This is a genomic window from Microbacterium sp. VKM Ac-2923 (assembly GCF_022815605.1).
Classification (GTDB): Bacteria; Actinomycetota; Actinomycetes; order Actinomycetales; family Microbacteriaceae; genus Microbacterium.
Genome location: NZ_JALGRP010000011.1, coordinates 71,732 through 89,470 on the forward strand (window position 1 = coordinate 71,732; position 17,739 = coordinate 89,470).

The following is a 17,739-nucleotide window of genomic DNA, read 5'->3' on the forward strand; positions in this document are numbered from 1 at the left end:
CGCCCTCCCTGAGGCCCCCCGCGGCACACCCCACACCACGCTCACCGCGCGGGACGCTCCTCGGCCCCCGTCGATCCGGGCTGCTCGGTGCTGTGGCGCAATTCGTCGACGTAGAGGTTCGCCTCGTCGGTGGTGCGGTTGCGATACGCTGCGCGGCCCACCATGTGCGCGGCGAGCGGCGCCGTGGCGAACTGGATGAGCACGATCGGGATGCCGAAAGCCAACGCCTCCCACGAGCGCAGCGACAGCTCGACCGCGACCACGATGAGCAACACGCCGAGCACCTGCGGCTTCGTCGCCGCGTGCAGACGCGTCGGGACATCGCGCCAGCGCAGCAGCCCGATGGTCGCGGTCAGGCACAGCATCGCGCCGATCAGCACGAGCACGAGCGCCAGGGTGTCGAGGACGGACTCGATGGTCATCGCGGATTCTCCTTCCGCGCGACGAAGCGGGCGACGGCGATCGAACCGAATACGCCGATAGCCGCGATCACGAGCATCGCGGGCAGCGATCGCGTGTGCTGGTTGATCACCATGTCGGCGCCCAGGATGCAGACCACCTCGGTGAGCAGCACGTCGGCGGCGACCGCGCGGTCGAGGATCGACGGTCCGATGACGAGGCGGATAAGGGCCAGCACCGCGGCGACCGCGAAGACGATCAGGATGAGGACGACGAGCACGGTGTTCACAGCGGGGTCCTCCGCTCTCCGAGGGGTGCGTCGGCGTCGTGAGCCGAGCTGTCGGCGATGCGGGCCCGGAGCTCCAGCAGCTCCTCCTTCGACCCGACCGCCCGCGTGATGCGCGCCTCCCACGCGAGCACGACACGGCGCTGGTGCTCGGCATCCTCGTCGTCGCGTACACCGATGGTGTGCAGGAACAGGGTGCGGTTCTCGCGATCGACATCGACGATCAGCGACCCCGGGATGAGGGATGCCGTGACCGCCGTGTGCGCCATGATGACGTCGTCATCGACGCGGAGCGGCACCGCGATGATCGCGGCACCGGGCTGACGTCGGAAGTCCAGCACCTGCCACGCCACGATCAGCGAGCCCTTGATGACCGCCCCGAGGAAGGTGATCACGAAGACGAGGCCGTACCAGAGGTTGATGCGGCCGGACAGCTCCACCGGCGGCAGGCGGAACACGCGCGTGACGAACACCGCCATGACGAGTCCCGTGAGCAACCCGAGCCACGTGAGCTGGCCCCATAGCAGCATCCACAGCGCGACGAGCCACACCAGCAGCGGGAGCTGGTGCAGGAAGAGCGCGATCTGGGAGCGACGCGACGGGCTCACGGCTGACCCGCCTGTTCCTGCAGCTGGACCAGGCTCACGCCGTCCGAGATCGTCACGCCCGCGCGCAGGCACATGTCGAGGAGCGGACCGGCGAACACGGTGAGGGCGAGGGTCACGACCACCATGCCGGCCGTCGCCATCGTCATGATCCGCGGAATGGTGCGACGCTCGGTCGAGATGGTCGCGGCGGGGGCGTTGCCGAGGTAGGCGATGCGCTCGGTCGTCTCCGCCGAGTCGTCGTCTTCGCGCCAGAACGACAGGTTCCAGGCCCGCATGAGGGCGTAGAGCGTGAGGATCGAGGTGACGATGCCGCCGACGATCAGCACCATCATCACCGGCGTGCCGACCTCGGCCGCGGCGTCGAACAACGCGTACTTGCCGATGAAGCCCGAGAACGGCGGCAGACCGCCCAGGTTGATCGCCGGGATGAAGTACAGCACCGCCAGCAGGGGGGCCGCGCGCATGAGCCCCTTCACCTTGAGGATCGAGGTACTCCCGGCGCGGCGCTCGATGAGGCCGACGGCGAGGAACAGGGTCGTCTGCACGATGATGTGGTGGACGATGTAGTAGATGGTCGCCCCGATGGCCAACGGGGTGTTGATCGCCAGCCCGAAGATCATGTATCCGATGTGGCTCACGAGGGTGAACGACAGGATGCGCTTGAGCTCGGCCTGCGCCACGGCGCCCAGGATGCCGACGATCATCGTCGCCAGAGCGACCATCATGAGCATGAAGTTCAGGTCGTTCGCGACGAACAACTGCGTCTCGGTGCGGATGATCGCGTAGACGCCGACCTTGGTGAGCAGTCCCGCGAACACCGCCGTGACCGGCGCGGGCGCTGTGGGATAGGAGTCGGGCAGCCAGAACGACAGTGGGAACACGGCGGCCTTGATCGCGAAGGCGAGCAGCAGCATCAGGTGCAGGATCGTCTGCGTGTCCTGTGGGAGCAGAGCCATGCGCTCGCTGATCTGCACCATGTTGACCGTGCCGAGGGCGCCGTAGACCATCGCGATCGCGGCGAGGAAGAGGATCGACGAGACCAGCGACACCACGATGTAGACCACGCCGGTGCGGATGCGCGATTCGGTACCGCCGAGGGTGATCAGCACGTACGAGGCGACGAGGAGGATCTCGAAGCCGACGTAGAGGTTGAACAGGTCGCCCGCGATGAAGGCGTTGAAGATGCCCGCGCCGAGGATGAGGTAGGCCGGATAGAAGATCGAGACCGGGGTGTCCTCGTCGTTGTCGGCCGCCCCCTGGCCGATCGAGAACAGCAGCACCGCCAGCAGCACGATGCTCGTGACGACCACGAGGAGGGCGGCGAGCACGTCGACGTAGAGCACGATGCCGAAGGGGATGTCCCAGGCGGCGATCGCCACCGCGATGGGTCCACCGGTGTCGACGGCCACGAGCAGGATCGCGCCCAGCACCAGGACCGCCGTCAGCGACGCGACCGATACGACGATCTGCACCTTCTTGCGCCGACCGAAGACGAGGTTGATGGCGGCACCGATCAAGGGGATGCCGACGAGCAGGGGTACGAGCGCGCTCACGGGCGATCACCGTCCTCGGAGTCGCGGGAGGAGTCGTTCGGGCGAGGCGGTTCGCGATCCACCGCCACCCGGTCGACCGGGGCGTCGTCGACGAGCTGCGACAGATCGCCCTGGTGGAGCACGCGGATGGGAGACGCGACATCGCCGACGAAGTCGGTGGTGACGTCCTCGTCGTCGGAGCGGGACTCCTCGTCCATCGCGTCCTCGACCTCGTCGGCCGTGCGCGTGCGCAGGGCGAGGTCGTCGGCGTCGTCAACGACCGTGTCGGCCTGACCGAGCTGCCAGGAGCGGTAGATCAGCGCGAGCAGGAACGCCGAGATCCCGAAGGTGATCACGATCGCGGTGAGGGTCAGCGCCTGGGGCAGCGCGTCGGACATGTCCGTGGCATCCGTCTCGCCCCCGTCGTAGAACGGCGCGCGGCCGGGCGCGCCCATGACGACGAGGAGCAGCAGATTGGCTGCATTGCCGAGGAGCAGGAATCCGATCAGCACGCGGGTGAGGCTGCGCTCGAGCATGGCGTACACGCCGCACGCGAAGAGCACGGCCATGACGATGATCAGCACGAGGGAGATGCTCACGAGGGCACCGCCTCTGCGTCTTCGGGCCGCATCGACTGCCGATCGACCTCGGCGCCGAGACTGCGCAGCACGTCGAGCACGAGCCCGATCACGACCAGGTAGACGCCGATGTCGAAGACGGTGCTGGTGACGAACTCCCAGTGGCCGATGACGGGCAGCTCCCCTTCGAAGGTGAAGCTCTGCAGGGGCGCGAAGCCGAAGAGCATCGGCGCGAGCGCGCACAGCACGGCGATCGCCATGCCCGCACCGAGCAGTCTCCCGGCGTCGGTGGGCGCAGCCGCACCGAGCTCCCAGCGTCCGCCGGCGATGTAGCGCATCACCAGACCCATACCCGCAACGAGCCCACCGGCGAACCCCCCTCCCGGAAGGTTGTGACCGGCGAACAGCAGGTAGAGCGACACGATCATGATCGAGTGGAAGAGCACCCGGATCACGATCTCGAGCAGGATCGACCGGTTCTCCGGCTGCACCTTGGATCCCGAGACGAGCCACGCACGGGGCGCCCCGGTCTCGCCGACGCGCTGAGCGCGCACGCCCTCGTCGGTCTCGACCAGTGGGCGGCGCCGACCGAGGCCGACGACGCTGCGCGCGGTGCCCGAGCGGCGGGCGAGGTTATCACTGCGGTCGGTGATGAAGACGAGGGAGGCCACTCCCGTGGCAGCGAGCACGAGCACCGACAGCTCGCCCATGGTGTCCCAGCCGCGGAGGTCGACCAGAGCGACGTTGACGACGTTGCGTCCGTGGCCGATCTCGTACGCCAGGGGCGGCCATTCGAGCGAGATGGGGAGGTCCTGCCGGGCGCCGGTGGCGACGATCGCGACGAGGGCCATGGTGAGTCCCACACCGGCGCCGAGCACGGCCCGCGCGATCGGGGCGACCGATTCGTTCTGCTCGCCCATCCGCGCGGGGAGGCGTCGGAGCACCAGGGCGAACACCACCAGGGTCACCGTCTCGATGAGCACCTGGGTGAGCGCGAGGTCGGGGGCGCCGCTCGTCGCGAAGAGCACCACCATGCCGAGGCCGGTCACCGACACCAGCGCGACGCCGGTGTAGCGCTTGCGGGCGCGCACGGCGAGGATGCCGGCGGCGATCATGATGGGCGCCGAGATGAGCTGCGCCGGCGACTGCCAGGCGTCGAGCTGGGCGCGCCATTCTCTCGACGAGATGAGCGCGGTGCCTTCGGCGACCACCAGCACCACGAAGATCGTGCCGACGTAGAACGGGAGCGAGCCGCGCTGGAACCGGGCGGTGATCCATTCGGAGGTGTGGTCGATGGAGCGGAGCGTGAGGTTGTAGACGTCGTTGGCGGTGAAGGGCAGCACGCGCCGACGCGTGTGCAGCTGGGTCTTGCGCACCACCCAGAACACGCCCGCGCCGAGCGCCAGCGTGCCGAGCGAGATGAAGAGCGCCGGCTCCAGACCGTGCCAGAGTGCGAGGTGGTACGGGTAGTCGGGCGCGGGGACACCCGGCGTGGCCTCGGGCAGCCCGTCGGCGTAGGGCGCGAGCCAGTGGTCGACGATCGGGGCGAGGAACCCGAGAGCGAGCGACGCGGCCGCAAGCAGGACCGGCGCCGAGAGGAAGCCGATCGGGGGATCGGGCCAATCGGTCGTCTCGACGTCCCGCTTGGTCCAGTAGGCACCCCACAGGAACCGGATGCCGTACGCCGCCGTGAGAGCAGAGCCCAGCACGACGCCCACCAGGGCGACGACGCCCCACCCGGCGCCGGCCTCCGCCTCGTGCAGCAGGGCAGTGAGCGCGGTCTCCTTCGCGACGAACCCGAGGGTCGGGATGACGCCCGCCATCGAGGCGATCGCGATGAACGAGGCCGTGGCCATGACCGGCGCCTGGCGCCCGAGGCCCGAGAGCTGCCCGATGTCACGGGTGTTGAGCTGGCGGTCGATGACGCCGACGATGAGGAACAGGCACGACTTGAACAGCGCGTGACTGAGCAGCAGCGCGACGCCGGCGAGCGCAGCATCCCGTGTTCCGTAGCCGAGCATCACGGTCAGGAAACCGAGCTGGCTGACGGTGCCGAAGGCGAGGATGCGCTTGAGGTCGCGTTCGCGCAGCGCCTGGAACCCGCCCAGCAGCATGGTGAAGACGCCGAGCGTGATGAGCGTCGGGCGCCAGAAGGGCGTCTCGGCGAAGCCGGGGGCGAGGCGCGCCACGAGGTAGATGCCGGCCTTCACCATGGCCGCGGCGTGCAGGTACGCGCTGACCGGGGTGGGAGCCGCCATGGCGCCGGGGAGCCAGAAGTGGAAAGGGAAGATGGCCGACTTGCTCAGCGCGCCCACGAGCAGCAGCAGCACCGCGATGTCGACGACGGTGCCGGTGGGTGGATCGGCGAGGATCGCCGACAGGCTCGACGTGCCCGCCTGCACCACCACGAGCACGACACCGATCAGCATGACCAGGCCGCCGAGCGTCGTCACCAGCAGCGCTTGGAGCGCCGCACGTCGGCTGGCGGATCGGGCGTGGTAGTAGCCGATCAGCAGGTAGGACAACACGCTCGTGACTTCCCAGAGCATGATGAGCACGACGAGGTCGTCGGTCAGGACGAGCCCGTACATCGCGCCGGCGAAAGCCAGCAGCACGGCCGAGAACTGCCCCACACCCTGGGTCTTGCCGCGGAAGTACCAGCGGCAGTAGAGCATGACGAGGGCACCGACGCCGGTGACGACGAGCGTCAGGAGCCAGCCCAGCACGTCCATCCGCATCGACAGCGAGACGTCGATCGCCGGAATCCAGCGGTATTCCTCGAAGGGAATGTTCCCGGAGAACACCGCAGGGGCGAGCACGATGGCGTACGCGAAGGCGAGGGCCGGGAGGACGGCGGCCACGTAGAACGCGCGCGGGCCGATGCGCGAAACCAACCACGGCAGCAGGAGCGGGAGCGCCGCGAACGCGCCGAGGAAGATCAACATGCGCGGGCCTCCTCGGGGTCGACGGGCGGGTGCCCGGGCTCTCGGGGTGTCGTACCTATTCTATGCGGCGCATGAGAGTCCACGAACCCACGGATGTCATGTGGTAAGCGGCGGTCCCGTCGTGGTGCCGGCGCGGAACGTGCACTCGAGATCGAGGCCTGACGGCGTGGCGTCTTCGAGCATCGCCGCGACCGCCTCGCCCGCCGCTCGGCCCTTGGCGGTGGCGGGCTGGACGAGGGTCGTGAGGACATGGGGGGCCAGCCCGTCGACGACCACGCCGTCGAACCCGGTGACGCTGACGTCCTGCGGAACCCGAAGACCCGCTTCTTCTGCGGCCCGGATGACACCGGCGGCGAGCAGGTCGCTCTGCGCGATAACGGCCGTCGGTCGACGCTCCGCGAAGATCGCGCGACCCGCGATCGCCCCCTCGTCGATGGAGCTCGTCGCCGCCGCGAGGGCGGGGGCGTCGGGGAAGACGTCTCTCGCGCCCCGCAGACGGTCGGCGGTCACGTCGACCCCGACGACGGCGTCGTCCGCGATCCACCCGCGCCGTCGGCCGGCGTCGATCGGGAGCGTGACGATCACCACGTCGTGGTGCCCGAGGGAGGCGAGGTGGCGTGCCGCCGCGCGCTGCGCGTCGGTGTTGTCCAGCAGCACGCGGGGGATCCCCTCGCCCGCATCGCCCTCGACCACGACGACCGGGATGCCGCGACCGCGAACGATCTCGAGCGAGTCCCTCATGCGCGGGCTGCATCCGATGAGGACGGCGGCGTCGATGGGCGCCGTGTGCAGCGACGGCTCGCTGACCGTCACGCCGTCGTCGCGAAGCAGGAGAAGGGCTGCGCCCAGTCGTGAGACCCCGTCGGCCAGGCCGTCCATCATGTGAGTGGTGACCGGGTCGAGGAAGGCCGTGCCGAGGTGCTGATCGAAGACGACCCCGACGATGCCGGAACGCCCGCGCCGCAACGACGCCGCCCGTGGATCGGGGCCGGTGTAGCCGAGGCTCTCGGCGGCCGCGAGGACGCGGGCGCGGGTCGCCTCGGACGTGGGCGTCTTGCCGCTGAAGACGACGGACGCGGTCGACGGCGAGACGCCGGCTTCGCGGGCGACGTCGTTGATGGTCGCACGACGGGAGCTCACGGGGCGATGCTACCCGGGGCGGTGGACAAACTCCGAATCGATTCGATCGATGCCGAATCGATTCGGTACAGTGTGGGCATGCACTCCACGTTGACCCGCTCCCAGCTCGTGCGCTGGCACGTCGCGATCTGCGCGATCTTCCTCGCGAGCGGTCTGAGCATCTCGACCTGGGCGTCCCGCGTGCCCGCCATCCGCGAGTCCCTGGGCATCGAGAACTCCGGCGTGGGACTGCTCCTGCTCGGCATGGGCGTGGCATCCATCATCGGGCTCTCCATCGCCCCGGCCGTCATGGCACGCATCGGCGCACGCTCGGGCATGCTCGTCGCGCTCGTCCTCGTCGGAATCGGCCTGGCGGTCATCGGGTTCGGCGCCGACACGGTGCAGCTCTTCGGCGTGGCTCTCGTGGGCCTCGCGCTTTTCGGGTTCGGTAACGGCGCCGTCGACGTGATGATGAACGTCGAGGGTGCGGCGCTCGAGAAGGCGACCGGCCGCACGATCATGCCGCTGCTGCACGCGTTCTTCAGCTTCGGCACGGTGATCGGTGCCGGCCTCGGCTTCCTCGCCGTGACCCTCGGCATCCCGGTCATGGCGCACTGCGTCGCGATGGGTGTCGTGATCCTGGTCGTCGCGTTCGTGTCGGTGTCCAACGTCCCTCGCGCCGAGGTCGCGATGGACGCCCCCGCCGTCGAGGAGCGCGCGCACTGGCGCGAGCGCCTCTCCGTCTCGCTTCAGGCGTGGCGCGAGCCGCGCACGTACACGCTCGGCGTGATCATGCTCGGCATGGCCTTCGCCGAGGGCAGCGCGAACGACTGGCTCCCCTCGGCCGTGGTCTACGGGCACGGCGCCCCCGAGGAGGCCGGTCCGGCGGTGCTCGCCGTGTTCTCCGTCGCCATGACGATCGGGCGCATCGTCGGCGGTCCGGTCGTCGACCGACTCGGCCGCGTGCTCGTGCTGCGGGTCCTCGCCGGCACGGCGGCCGCGGGGCTGCTGCTGTTCATCCTCGCGCCGTTCGGTCCACTCGTCTTCGTCGGTGCGGCTCTCTGGGGCCTCGGTGCCTCCCTCGGCTTCCCGATCGGCATGTCGGCCGCCGCCGACGACCCCGCCAAGGCCGCCTCTCGCGTGGCCGCCGCCGCCACGATCGGCTACGTCGCGTTCCTCTGCGGCCCGCCCATCCTCGGGTGGATCGGCGACCACATCGGCCTGCTGAACACCCTGCTCATCGTGGTGGGGCTGATCGTGGCATCCGGTCTGTTCTCGGGAGCCGCCAAGCCCCTCGTCGTCGACAAGGCCACGGCCCCCGAGCCCGCCGAGCCCGCGCGGCGCGATTAGGCTCGTCGGGTGCGTCTCGTCATCGCCCGTTGCTCCGTCGACTACACCGGCCGCCTCAACGCGCATCTCCCCCTCGCCACCCGACTGCTCGTCCACAAGGGCGACGGCAGTCTGCTGGTGCACTCCGACGGCGGCTCGTACAAGCCGCTGAACTGGATGAGCCCGCCGTGCGCGCTCACGATGGAACAGCCCGACGAGGTCGACGTCGAAGACGGTGTCATCGAGCGGTGGCGCGTCACGCACGCCAAGACCGGTGACGCGCTGCTCGTGCGCATCCACGAAATCTTCCACGACACCGCCCACGACCTGGGCGTCGATCCCGGCCTGATCAAAGACGGGGTCGAGGCCGACCTGCAGCGCCTGCTGGCGGAGCAGGTGTCGGTGGTCGGTGAGAACCTCACGCTGGTGCGCCGCGAGTACCCCACCGCCATCGGTCCCGTCGATCTGCTGCTGCGCAACGACGACGGTCGCGGCACCGTCGCGATCGAGGTCAAGCGCCGGGGAGACATCGACGGCGTCGAGCAGCTCACCCGTTACCTCGAGCTGCTCAACCGCGACCCTCTGCTCGCCCCGGTCACGGGCGTCTACGCCGCGCAGGAGATCAAGCCGCAGGCGCGGGTGCTCGCCACCGACCGCGGCATCCGGTGCCTCACCCTCGACTACGACGAGATGAAGGGCGTGCAGTCGGGCGCTCCGCGGCTGTTCTGACGAACGCGCCGCGCAGCTCGACAGGTCGTCCGCCGGCCCCCTATCCCTGTTCCGCGAATGCGCACGAAGGAGCAGTTGCTCACGGGGCAGCTCGAACACCGGCGAAACCGCTCAGCGAATCAGGACAAGAGAACGCGGCCCGACGCTCGCGCCGTACCCTGAGGCCATGGCCGCCCGTATCCGACGAGTGCTCCCAGTCCTCCGTCGACTCGTGAGGTGCGGGGCGCTCGGGTTCGCGTGCGGCGCGGTGCTCGGCGCCCTCTTCGTGTTGATCGGGTGGTTCCCGTCCGCTCTCGCGATGCACGCGGACAATCCGGAGTTCCTTGTCCCGTCTCTGCTCGCGTGGTGCGCCGCCTGGGCCGTCGTCTGCGGAGCGCTGGGCCTCGTCGTGGGCGTGATCGTGAGCGTGCTCATCGACGTGGGCGACCGGCTCCCCGATCTCCCCCCGCGTCGATAGGGCCTCGACGACCGTGCACGTCGCGCCCCCGAGCCCCGGCATCCGATCGACCCGCCGGGATGCCGCCCCGGTAGCGTGGGACGCATGCCCGAACGCTCTCCCTTCTCGTGCGTCCTGTGGGACGTCGACGGAACACTCGTCGACGCATCCGAGGGGATCCTCCGCCGTCTGACGATCACGCTCGACCACTTCGGGCGCACGCCGCCCACGCGCGGCGAACTGTCCCGCTGGATCGGCCCGCCCATGTTCGAGTCGTTCCAGGTGAACGTGGGGATGACGGCCGAGCAGGCCGTCGAAGCCGTCGCCTTCTACCGCGGCTTGAACAAGAGCGAGGGTTACACCGTCAGCGCGCGGCTGTACCCCGGTGTCGGCGAGCTGGTGCACGATCTGCACGCGGCCGGCGTCCCCCAGTCGACGGCGAGCTCAAAGCCCGAGGTGCAGGTGGTCGCGCTGATGGACCACTTCGGTCTGGCTCCCGACCTCGAGGCCATGGTGGGAGCGACCCTCGACGAACGCACCCTGAGCGCCAAGTCCGACATCGTGCGCGAGGCGTTGCGTCGCCTCGAGGCCGGCGGCGCCGACATCTCCCGACCCGTCCTGATCGGCGACCGTCACCACGACGTCGAGGGCGGGCGGGATGCCGAGGTGCCGGTGATCTTCGTGCGGTGGGGCTTCAGCTGGCCTCACGAGGCCGAGGGCGCTCAGGCGGCGGTCGACGACGTCGACCAACTGCGGGCGCTCCTCCTCGTCCACGATGCCCCCGCCGTGGAGACCACCGCCGGTGCCTGACCTCGCGTGGGCGGTTCCGGCGGCGATCGCCCTCGCCGTCGCCGTCCTCGTGGTGGCCGTCGTCGTCGTTGCGGTGCGCCTGCAGCGTCGTTCTCCGCGTGCCCGCGCGGCCGCCGCGGAAGCAGTGTCGGTCGCTGCGGCATCCCTCCTCGCGCTCGATGAGGCCGTGGACGACCTGGATCTGGCGTTCGAGGCCGCCGACGCGCTCGACGCCGCCGACCTGCCGACCGATCTCCGACGCGCTCGAACCACGGCGCACCGCGCACGCGACCGGGGCTTCGGCGATGTGCTGACCCTCGAGGCCGACACCGGCGTCGCCACCCGCCGACGCGACCAGGCGCGGCGTACCGGCGAGTCGTTGAATGCCCAGCGGGAGCAGATCGCGACCATGCGCACCCGCCTGTCGGAGTGGGCACAGGAGCACCGCTCGCCGGACCGCCTGCTCGCGGCCGCGCGCGATCGACGCGACGAGCTGGTCGCGACGTCGGGTGACCCCGAGCCCTTGATCGCCGCCCTCCGCGCGCGCTTCGACCACGCCGACTGGGCCGCAGCCGCGTCCGCCGCGTCCGCGGCGAGCGCCGCACTGGCCGCGGCCGACGCGGCCCTCGACCGCGCCGCCCGGGATCCCGTCGGCGACCACCTCCTCCACGCCACCGCCTCCCTGCGCCGCGCGGGACAGCACCTTCGCGCGGTCGAGGATGATCACCGCATCGCCCTGCAAGCCGCCGACAACGCCGACGCCGAGGTGGCGGCCGGGCGCGTCGAGCTCGACGAAGCCCTCGGTGTCGCGACCGCGCGTCCGGACGCGTGCCAGCCCGGTGCGGCGGAGCGGCTGCGCTCGGCGGCCGCCGAGCTCGACGACGCCGCGGCCTCCGCATCGAGACGCCCGCGCGAAGCCATCGCCACAGTCGCCCGCGTGCGGGAGGATCGCGACGCCCTGCTCGGCGACGCGGTGAGCATGCGCCGGCGCCTCGAGGCGGCACGCGCAGCCCTCCCCGGCACCCTGGCCTGTGCTCGGGCGGACCTCGCCGCCGCCGAGATGCGCGACGCGGAAGCGGGCGATGCCCCGGGAGACGGCGTGCCCGATGACGCGAGCCGCATCGCCCGGCGTCTCCGCGTCGAGCGCGCGCGTCGACATCTGGCCGAAGCCCGCGCCGCCACGGACGCCACGCGAGCCCTCGCCGCCGCCCGCGCCGCCTGGGCCGCGACACGCTGACCTCCCGCCCGGAGGGCGCACCTCGGCGTCCTCACGCGCGCCGTGCCCGTGCCCTATCGTGAGCGGCATGGCGCAGCAGACCCTTGCCACTCGCTCGCTCGCGGTGGCGAAACGCATCCCGGTCACGCTGGTGCTCGCCGGCGTGCTTCTCCTCGTGGGGGTGCTGTCCAGCGGTCTGTGGCGGTCGTTCACCGGCTCCGAGCTGTTCCCCGCCGTCGCCTACGGCCTCCCCGCTCTCGAGGCGGGTCGATGGTGGACGCCGATCACCGGAACGTTCTTCGTCAGCGCCCCGTGGGTCTATCCCGCCGGCATCCCGCTTCTCGCGGCCATGGGCTTCCTCGAGGTGCGCCGTGGCTCGCGCGTCGCGGCGACCACTTTCGGCGGCGGCCAGCTCTTCTCCGTGCTCGCGGCCTCCGCCTTGCTGTGGGCAGCAGCGTTCCTGCCCTGGACCTGGGCTCAGCAGCAGGCGGCCGCGCTCGACGTGGGCCCCTCGGGTGGGCTGTTCGCCTGTCTCGCCGCCGCCCTCGCGCTGCTCCCGTCCCCGTGGCGGTTGCGCGCGTGGACGGTCTTCCTCGCCGTCCTGGCGGTGTCGTTCTTCTACTACGGCTCGCTCCCCGACCTCGAGCACGTGCTAGCGGTGCTCCTGGTGCTCGCCATCGACCGGTCTCTGCGCCCCCAGCGCGTGAGTGTGCGCGAGCAGCGTCTGGTCGCCTTCGTCGTGCTGTGCGCGCTCGGCGCGGTCGAGATCCTCGGGTACATCGCCCCGATGACCGGCCCGTTCGGCTCCTCCGCTGCCACGGCGGGATCGTGGATCGATGTCGCGGTCAACACCGCCGTCGTCCTCCTCGTGGCCACGGCACTACGACGTGGTCGCCGATGGGCGTGGATCGTCGTCATGATCTACAGCGCCCTGAACCTCGCGCTCGTGGTCCTCGTCGTGGGCGTCCTGTTGCTGTCCGGCGTGGACGGTATCGAGGCCGACGTGGATGCCGACATCAGCAGCGTCGTGGCGTCCTCGGCGTTGTGGGTCGTGGCGTCGGTCTACTTCATCCTGGTGCGGGCCGCCTTCCGCGCTCGCCCGCGCGCCGCGCTCGGTGATTCCCCGCCGCCGACGGTCGACGACGTGAAGAAGGAGCTGCACGCCACCGGCGGGGGCACCCTGTCGTGGATGACCACGTGGGACGGCATGTCGTACGCCCGCTTCGGTCGGGGTGTCGTGGCGTATCAGCGGCGCTCCGGTGTCGCCCTGGCGCTCGGCGACCCCATCGGTCCGCCCGAGTCCCGGTCGGACACCGTCCGACGATTCGTCGACCGCGCCGAGACGGCGGGCCTGGCGCCGTGCTTCTTCTCCGCCGGTGCGGCGACGCTCGCTGCGGTGCCGGCGGGGTGGCGCAGCATCGTCGTGGCCGACGACACCGTGGTGGATCTGCCGGGTCTGGAGTTCACCGGCAAGGCATGGGGGGCCGTTCGCACGTCCCTGAACCGAGCCGAGCGCGAGGGCGTGACATTCCGCCTCTCGCGCCTGAGCGACGAGACCTGGGGCGTGCGCCAGCAGCTGCGCGCGATCTCCGAGAGCTGGGTGGGCGACAAGGGTCTGCCCGAGATGGGCTTCACGCTCGGCACCCTGCACGAGGCGTCCGACCCGGAGGTGCGTGTCGCCCTCGCCGTCTCCCCCGCGGGTGATGTCGACGGGTTCCTGTCCTGGTTGCCCGTGTACGGCGAGGGAGCGATCCGCGGGTGGACGCTCGACCTCATGCGGCGGCGCGACGGGGGTTTCGGCCCCGTGATGGAGTTCCTCATCGGGGCCTCCGCCCGGCAGTTCTCCGCCGAGGGCGCCGAGGTGATGTCGCTCTCGGGCGCGCCGCTCGCGCACGAGTACGCGGAGGATGCCGGAGTGATCGCCGACCTGCAGACGCGCATGGCCGATCTGCTCGAACCCGTGTACGGCTTCGCCTCGCTGCACCGTTTCAAGCAGAAGTTCCACCCGCGCTACGAGACCATGTACCTGCTCTACCGCGATGAAGCGGATCTCACCCGAATCGGCGGCGCACTCACGCGGGCTTTCCTCCCGCACGCCACGATCCGGCAATTCGCCGCCGCGGGTGTCGATCTCGTCCGCAAAGACACGTGAAACGCCCCGGTCGACGTCTCCGTCGGCCGGGGCGTGTCCGAGTCGGACCCGAAGGTCAGATGACGCGGATGTCCTCCGCCTGCAGGCCCTTCGGGCCCTGCGCGACCTCGAACTCGACGCGCTGGTTCTCCTCGAGCGAACGGTAGCCGCCCGACTGGATGGCGCTGTAGTGGGCGAACACGTCCTGCCCACCGTCATCCGGGGCGATGAAACCGAAGCCCTTCTCCGAGTTGAACCACTTGACTGTGCCCTGCGTGCTCATCGTGATGCCGTTTTCCGCTCGAGCCGACACCGAGCGCGCCGGACTTTGCCCCCACGGTAATGGTCGGAATCCTCGTGCGCACGGCTCTGTGACACAAATGTTGCGAGGGCGTGTGGCGGCGGAGATCACCCGAAGCCCATACGACGCCCGGGCTGAGCAAAGCTCGAAGCCCGGGCGTCGACGGATCCCCCCGGATATGTCACGCGAGGCGTGACGTGATGACAATACCGGCGTCGGGGCGTGCGCGCGACACGAAAACGAAGAAATAGGTAACACCGACGATGTTCTGTGATAACCGCAACCCGTAAACTCCGCCACATGGATGGTCGCCGACGTGCTTCGGCCCTCGTCGACGATGCCTACCGGGCTCTCGGCGAGGCCATCGTCGACGGCCGACTGCAACCCGGCGACCGTCTCCGCGATGTCGAGCTCGCGGAATTGATGGGTATTTCACGCACACCGGTGCGCGAAGCCCTGCAGAAACTCGAGCGGATAGGCCTGGTGGAGGTCGCCGCCAACCGTTACACCCGGGTCGCGGAGCTGACGGATCGGGCCCGTACCGACATGCGCGAGTACGCCGCGCACACCATCGCGGGCGCCATCCGCGTGGCGTTGCCCCGCTGCACGGACGACGAGATCGCCGCCACGGTCGACCTCGTGGATCGTATGCGCGATGCCGAGTCCTCGCAGGCATACGTTCGGGCGATCCTCGTGTTCTATCGGCACATCGCGTCCGTTTCGCGCAATCTCGTTTTCGTCCGCGCGCTGGATCAGACCGACCTCGTGCTGCGGCGCAACCTGGACGGGTGGGAGTGCGTGTCCGACGACGCACGGGAGGTGCTCTTCCGGCAGCTCGGCGCGCAGATCACCGCCCGCGACACGAACGGCGCCATCTCGACCTTCCTCGCCCTGCACGGTTTCTCCTGAGCGCACAAGTCCGGCGAGCCCGACGACCGCCGCCGATAGCGTGACGACATGCCTCACATCGAGCTCCGCGATCTGCGAGACGAAGATCGGGATGCCGCTTTCTCAGCCTCCCGCGCCGGCGACTCCGCGTGGCCGCGCACGGTGTTCCACGATCGTCGCTCTTTCGACGACTGGACCGACCAGGGCGACGTCGTCGCTCACGCCATCGTCCAGGACGGCGTCGTGATCGGCGTCGCCGCGGCGATGGAGGTCGACGACGACCGGGAGATCATGCTCGCGGTCTCACCCGACGCCGACGCCGAGGCGTCGACGAACGCCCTTCGTCTGCTGACCACTCGCGAGGCCGAGCGACCGTTGTACGCGTGCATCGCCGGAAGCGATCAGCCGTCTCACGATGTGCTCGCGCGGATCGGGTTCGTCGAGCATCGGCGCGACGGCGGCGACGTCGTCTACGTCCTTCCGCCCACGCTGGAGTGACGTCGGCGCGGCCGTCCGATCCCCTGCGGCCACGCCACGATCCACGCGACGAGACCCCCGAGGATCAGGGCGACGAGGAACGAGAGGCGCGGACGGTGCATCCACCTCAGTAAAGCGTCAGGCCAGTCGCCGCGCGGCCTTCTCGACCTTCCTGAGCGCTGTCGGCACATTCGCGAGGTGGGCGTCAGCGCGATCCGCCGCGAGCGCGGCGACCGCGTCGTACGGGCGCGTGTCCTCCTGAGCCGTGAAGGCACGACGGCGCTGATCCGTCGCACGGTCTCGGAGCAGCAGATCGTCTCGGTGATCACCGAGCAGCTTGTGCACGCGCTTCGCCGCGCGAGCAACGCGCCTCACGTCTGCGCCGAGCACGTCGGCGTCGGCCCGGTCCACAGCTTCCGAGAGGTACCGCAGGCGACGGGCGGCTTTGCGCACGTCGTGGAGTCGGTCGAGGGTGCCGTCGCTGCGCCGCGCCGCGCGCGCCACGCGGTTCGCCTCCTTCCGGAGCAGTCGGCGGAAGACCTTCCTCGCCTTCGCGTCGTCCTCGCCGAGCTCCGCGCCCAGTCCGGCTTCGCGTACGAGCTGGATGCGACGACGCGACGCCTCGGTCTCGTGCTCTGTGACGACGTCGGCGTGGAGCTGGCGGTATGCGGCACGCTCGTCGCCGACGAGGCGGCGTCGCGCGTCGGCGTCGTCGATGCCGCTCTCCGCGAGAGCCTTCTCGGCCCGCTCCGCCCGCACCTCGGCATCCCGCGCTTCGCCGAGAACACGACCCCACGTCTTCAGTGCGTCTTCGAGTTCCTCGGCGTCAGCGGACGGGGTGATCCGGCGCAGGACCGCGAGGACACTTCTAAGCCGACGCACCGACGTGCGGTGCTGGTGCAGCCCGTCAGGCTCGTCGGCGAGAGCGGCGGCCTCGGTGGATTCGGCATCCGCCGACGCGATCTGGAGGATGCGTCGCGTCAATGTCTGCGCAGAGGGTGTGTCGTGAGGCATCCGCCCACGGTAGGGGGTGCGACGGTGCCATGGGCCCCGGTTGACTCGCCCCGGACACAGCGAAAGGCCCGGGGCGCGGTCCCACCGCCCCGGGCCTTCCTGACGTGATCGTCAGCTCTTCGCGCGACGCCCCACGATGAGGCCGTAGATGAGCAGAACGATGATCGATCCGCCGATGGCGAGCAGCCACGTCTGGATGGAGAAGAAGTCCTGCAGGGGGGCGTTGAAGAGGAGGCCGCCCAGGAACCCGCCGAGCAGAGCGCCGACGACGCCGAGCACGAGCGTGATGATCCAGCCGCCGCCCTGCTTACCGGGGAGGATCAGCTTGGCGATGGCGCCGGCGATGAGGCCGAGGAGAAGAAATCCGAAGAATCCCATTGGTGTTCCTTTCGCGAGTGTGAACCGATGCCCGCTCGAGGCGGGGTTCTCGTTACATCCAGGTTCCTCCCAGGAAGCGGAATCCGGGGGTGGGTTGCGCGGCGGCGGGAAGTCTGGTTCCCGTGCGCGCACGTTCCGGGCACGCGAGGCGGGAACGCGGGCGGACACCGGCCAGGACGCGCGACGTCGTCGTGACAAGCGGACGACCGACGCATTTCGTAGAGGTCGATTCATACACATCTTTTGAAGTCACCGAAAGTCCCAGTGAAAGATGAGGATCCCTCGCTATCATTGCTCTTGTGTGGGGGCACAATGGGAGGGGAGTGCTATGGCACTCGAACAGGTATTTCGTCGCCTCGATGACTTGGACGGATCCGAACTGGACTTGGATTCCACCCCGGTGTCGTTCGCTCTCGAGGGAGTCCAGTACTCCATCGACTTGACGCGAGCCAACACCGACAAGCTCCGTGAGGCCCTGGCGCCGTTCATCGCCGCCGCCAGGACCGCGGGCTTCGAACACGCACACCATCTGACGAGGTCGCAGCGCACGATGAAGCGTCGCGCGATCCGCGACTGGGCTCGGG

19 protein-coding genes are annotated in these 17,739 nt (G+C 69.8%); 9 read left to right on the forward strand and 10 right to left on the reverse strand.

Annotated features, from left to right (window positions below; translation table 11 throughout):
• Window positions 1–41: 41 nt before the first annotated feature.
• From mnhG to MT347_RS15555, 7 genes are all read right to left on the reverse strand, one after another.
• On the reverse strand, window positions 42–422 hold the full coding sequence (gene mnhG, locus MT347_RS15525; RefSeq protein WP_243502208.1) for a monovalent cation/H(+) antiporter subunit G: 381 nt from the start codon (window positions 420–422) through the stop codon (window positions 42–44).
• Window positions 419–688, reverse strand: coding sequence for a monovalent cation/H+ antiporter complex subunit F (locus tag MT347_RS15530; protein ID WP_243502209.1), 270 nt, complete (start codon window positions 686–688; stop codon window positions 419–421). The genes mnhG and MT347_RS15530 overlap by 4 nt, the downstream gene beginning before the upstream one ends.
• On the reverse strand, window positions 685–1,293 hold the full coding sequence (locus tag MT347_RS15535; RefSeq protein ID WP_243502210.1) for a Na+/H+ antiporter subunit E: 609 nt from the start codon (window positions 1,291–1,293) through the stop codon (window positions 685–687). The genes MT347_RS15530 and MT347_RS15535 overlap by 4 nt, the downstream gene beginning before the upstream one ends.
• Window positions 1,290–2,846, reverse strand: a complete 1,557-nt coding sequence (locus tag MT347_RS15540) for a Na+/H+ antiporter subunit D (protein ID WP_243502211.1) — start codon at window positions 2,844–2,846, stop codon at window positions 1,290–1,292. The genes MT347_RS15535 and MT347_RS15540 overlap by 4 nt, the downstream gene beginning before the upstream one ends.
• Window positions 2,843–3,424 (reverse strand): Na(+)/H(+) antiporter subunit C, encoded by a 582-nt coding sequence (locus tag MT347_RS15545; protein ID WP_243502212.1) that lies wholly within the window; start codon window positions 3,422–3,424, stop codon window positions 2,843–2,845. Before MT347_RS15545 ends, MT347_RS15540 begins: the two co-directional genes overlap by 4 nt.
• Window positions 3,421–6,348: a Na+/H+ antiporter subunit A gene (locus MT347_RS15550; RefSeq protein ID WP_243502213.1), complete on the reverse strand. Its 2,928-nt coding sequence runs from the start codon at window positions 6,346–6,348 to the stop codon at window positions 3,421–3,423. The genes MT347_RS15545 and MT347_RS15550 overlap by 4 nt, the downstream gene beginning before the upstream one ends.
• 96 nt (window positions 6,349–6,444) lie before the next feature.
• Window positions 6,445–7,488, reverse strand: coding sequence for a LacI family DNA-binding transcriptional regulator (locus tag MT347_RS15555; RefSeq protein ID WP_243502214.1), 1,044 nt, complete (start codon window positions 7,486–7,488; stop codon window positions 6,445–6,447).
• A gap of 78 nt (window positions 7,489–7,566) precedes the next feature.
• On the opposite strand from MT347_RS15555, the gene MT347_RS15560 reads away from it, so the two are divergent.
• From MT347_RS15560 to MT347_RS15585, 6 genes are all read left to right on the forward strand, one after another.
• Window positions 7,567–8,817, forward strand: a complete 1,251-nt coding sequence (locus tag MT347_RS15560; protein ID WP_243502215.1) for a sugar MFS transporter — start codon at window positions 7,567–7,569, stop codon at window positions 8,815–8,817.
• Window positions 8,818–8,826: 9 nt separating this feature from the next.
• Window positions 8,827–9,525 carry an endonuclease NucS gene (nucS, locus tag MT347_RS15565; protein ID WP_243502216.1) on the forward strand — a complete coding sequence of 233 codons (699 nt, stop codon included), beginning with the start codon at window positions 8,827–8,829 and terminating at the stop codon, window positions 9,523–9,525.
• A 166-nt stretch (window positions 9,526–9,691) separates the two neighbouring features.
• Window positions 9,692–9,982, forward strand: coding sequence for a hypothetical protein (locus MT347_RS15570; RefSeq protein WP_243502217.1), 291 nt, complete (start codon window positions 9,692–9,694; stop codon window positions 9,980–9,982).
• A gap of 84 nt (window positions 9,983–10,066) precedes the next feature.
• Window positions 10,067–10,771, forward strand: a complete 705-nt coding sequence (locus tag MT347_RS15575; RefSeq protein WP_243502218.1) for an HAD hydrolase-like protein — start codon at window positions 10,067–10,069, stop codon at window positions 10,769–10,771.
• Window positions 10,764–11,987, forward strand: a complete 1,224-nt coding sequence (locus tag MT347_RS15580) for a hypothetical protein (RefSeq protein WP_243502219.1) — start codon at window positions 10,764–10,766, stop codon at window positions 11,985–11,987. Before MT347_RS15575 ends, MT347_RS15580 begins: the two co-directional genes overlap by 8 nt.
• 67 nt (window positions 11,988–12,054) lie before the next feature.
• Window positions 12,055–14,118: a bifunctional lysylphosphatidylglycerol flippase/synthetase MprF gene (locus MT347_RS15585; protein ID WP_243502220.1), complete on the forward strand. Its 2,064-nt coding sequence runs from the start codon at window positions 12,055–12,057 to the stop codon at window positions 14,116–14,118.
• A gap of 55 nt (window positions 14,119–14,173) precedes the next feature.
• Here the strand turns inward: MT347_RS15585 and MT347_RS15590 are convergent, their stop codons facing one another.
• Window positions 14,174–14,380, reverse strand: coding sequence for a cold-shock protein (locus tag MT347_RS15590; protein ID WP_055833134.1), 207 nt, complete (start codon window positions 14,378–14,380; stop codon window positions 14,174–14,176).
• Between the two features lie 318 nt (window positions 14,381–14,698).
• On the opposite strand from MT347_RS15590, the gene MT347_RS15595 reads away from it, so the two are divergent.
• Complete coding sequence (locus tag MT347_RS15595) at window positions 14,699–15,307, forward strand: GntR family transcriptional regulator (RefSeq protein ID WP_243502221.1); 609 nt, start codon at window positions 14,699–14,701, stop codon at window positions 15,305–15,307.
• A gap of 48 nt (window positions 15,308–15,355) precedes the next feature.
• Window positions 15,356–15,784 (forward strand): hypothetical protein, encoded by a 429-nt coding sequence (locus MT347_RS15600; protein ID WP_243502222.1) that lies wholly within the window; start codon window positions 15,356–15,358, stop codon window positions 15,782–15,784.
• Window positions 15,785–15,901: 117 nt separating this feature from the next.
• Here MT347_RS15600 and MT347_RS15605 read toward each other — a convergent pair whose 3' ends face one another.
• A complete protein-coding gene (locus tag MT347_RS15605; protein WP_243502223.1) occupies window positions 15,902–16,777 on the reverse strand; it encodes a CHAD domain-containing protein in 876 nt (291 codons plus the stop codon).
• 111 nt (window positions 16,778–16,888) lie between these two features.
• Complete coding sequence (locus MT347_RS15610) at window positions 16,889–17,155, reverse strand: GlsB/YeaQ/YmgE family stress response membrane protein (RefSeq protein ID WP_243502224.1); 267 nt, start codon at window positions 17,153–17,155, stop codon at window positions 16,889–16,891.
• Window positions 17,156–17,483: 328 nt separating this feature from the next.
• Here MT347_RS15610 and MT347_RS15615 point away from each other — a divergent pair.
• Window positions 17,484–17,739: histone-like nucleoid-structuring protein Lsr2 (locus MT347_RS15615; protein WP_243502225.1), on the forward strand; the 256-nt coding region annotated here is incomplete at its 3' end.

Bases quoted from the DNA above. Each gene is read 5' to 3' on its own strand.
- MT347_RS15610 (WP_243502224.1), bottom strand. From the start codon at position 17,155: ATGGGATTCTTCGGATTTCTTCTCCTCGGCCTCATCGCCGGCGCCATC.
- MT347_RS15570 (WP_243502217.1), top strand. From the start codon at position 9,692: ATGGCCGCCCGTATCCGACGAGTGCTCCCAGTCCTCCGTCGACTCGTG.
- MT347_RS15595 (WP_243502221.1), top strand. From the start codon at position 14,699: ATGGATGGTCGCCGACGTGCTTCGGCCCTCGTCGACGATGCCTACCGG.
- MT347_RS15560 (WP_243502215.1), top strand. From the start codon at position 7,567: ATGCACTCCACGTTGACCCGCTCCCAGCTCGTGCGCTGGCACGTCGCG.
- MT347_RS15600 (WP_243502222.1), top strand. From the start codon at position 15,356: ATGCCTCACATCGAGCTCCGCGATCTGCGAGACGAAGATCGGGATGCC.
- MT347_RS15575 (WP_243502218.1), top strand. From the start codon at position 10,067: ATGCCCGAACGCTCTCCCTTCTCGTGCGTCCTGTGGGACGTCGACGGA.
- mnhG (WP_243502208.1), bottom strand. From the start codon at position 422: ATGACCATCGAGTCCGTCCTCGACACCCTGGCGCTCGTGCTCGTGCTG.
- MT347_RS15550 (WP_243502213.1), bottom strand. From the start codon at position 6,348: ATGTTGATCTTCCTCGGCGCGTTCGCGGCGCTCCCGCTCCTGCTGCCG.
- MT347_RS15590 (WP_055833134.1), bottom strand. From the start codon at position 14,380: ATGAGCACGCAGGGCACAGTCAAGTGGTTCAACTCGGAGAAGGGCTTC.
- MT347_RS15605 (WP_243502223.1), bottom strand. From the start codon at position 16,777: ATGCCTCACGACACACCCTCTGCGCAGACATTGACGCGACGCATCCTC.
- MT347_RS15585 (WP_243502220.1), top strand. From the start codon at position 12,055: ATGGCGCAGCAGACCCTTGCCACTCGCTCGCTCGCGGTGGCGAAACGC.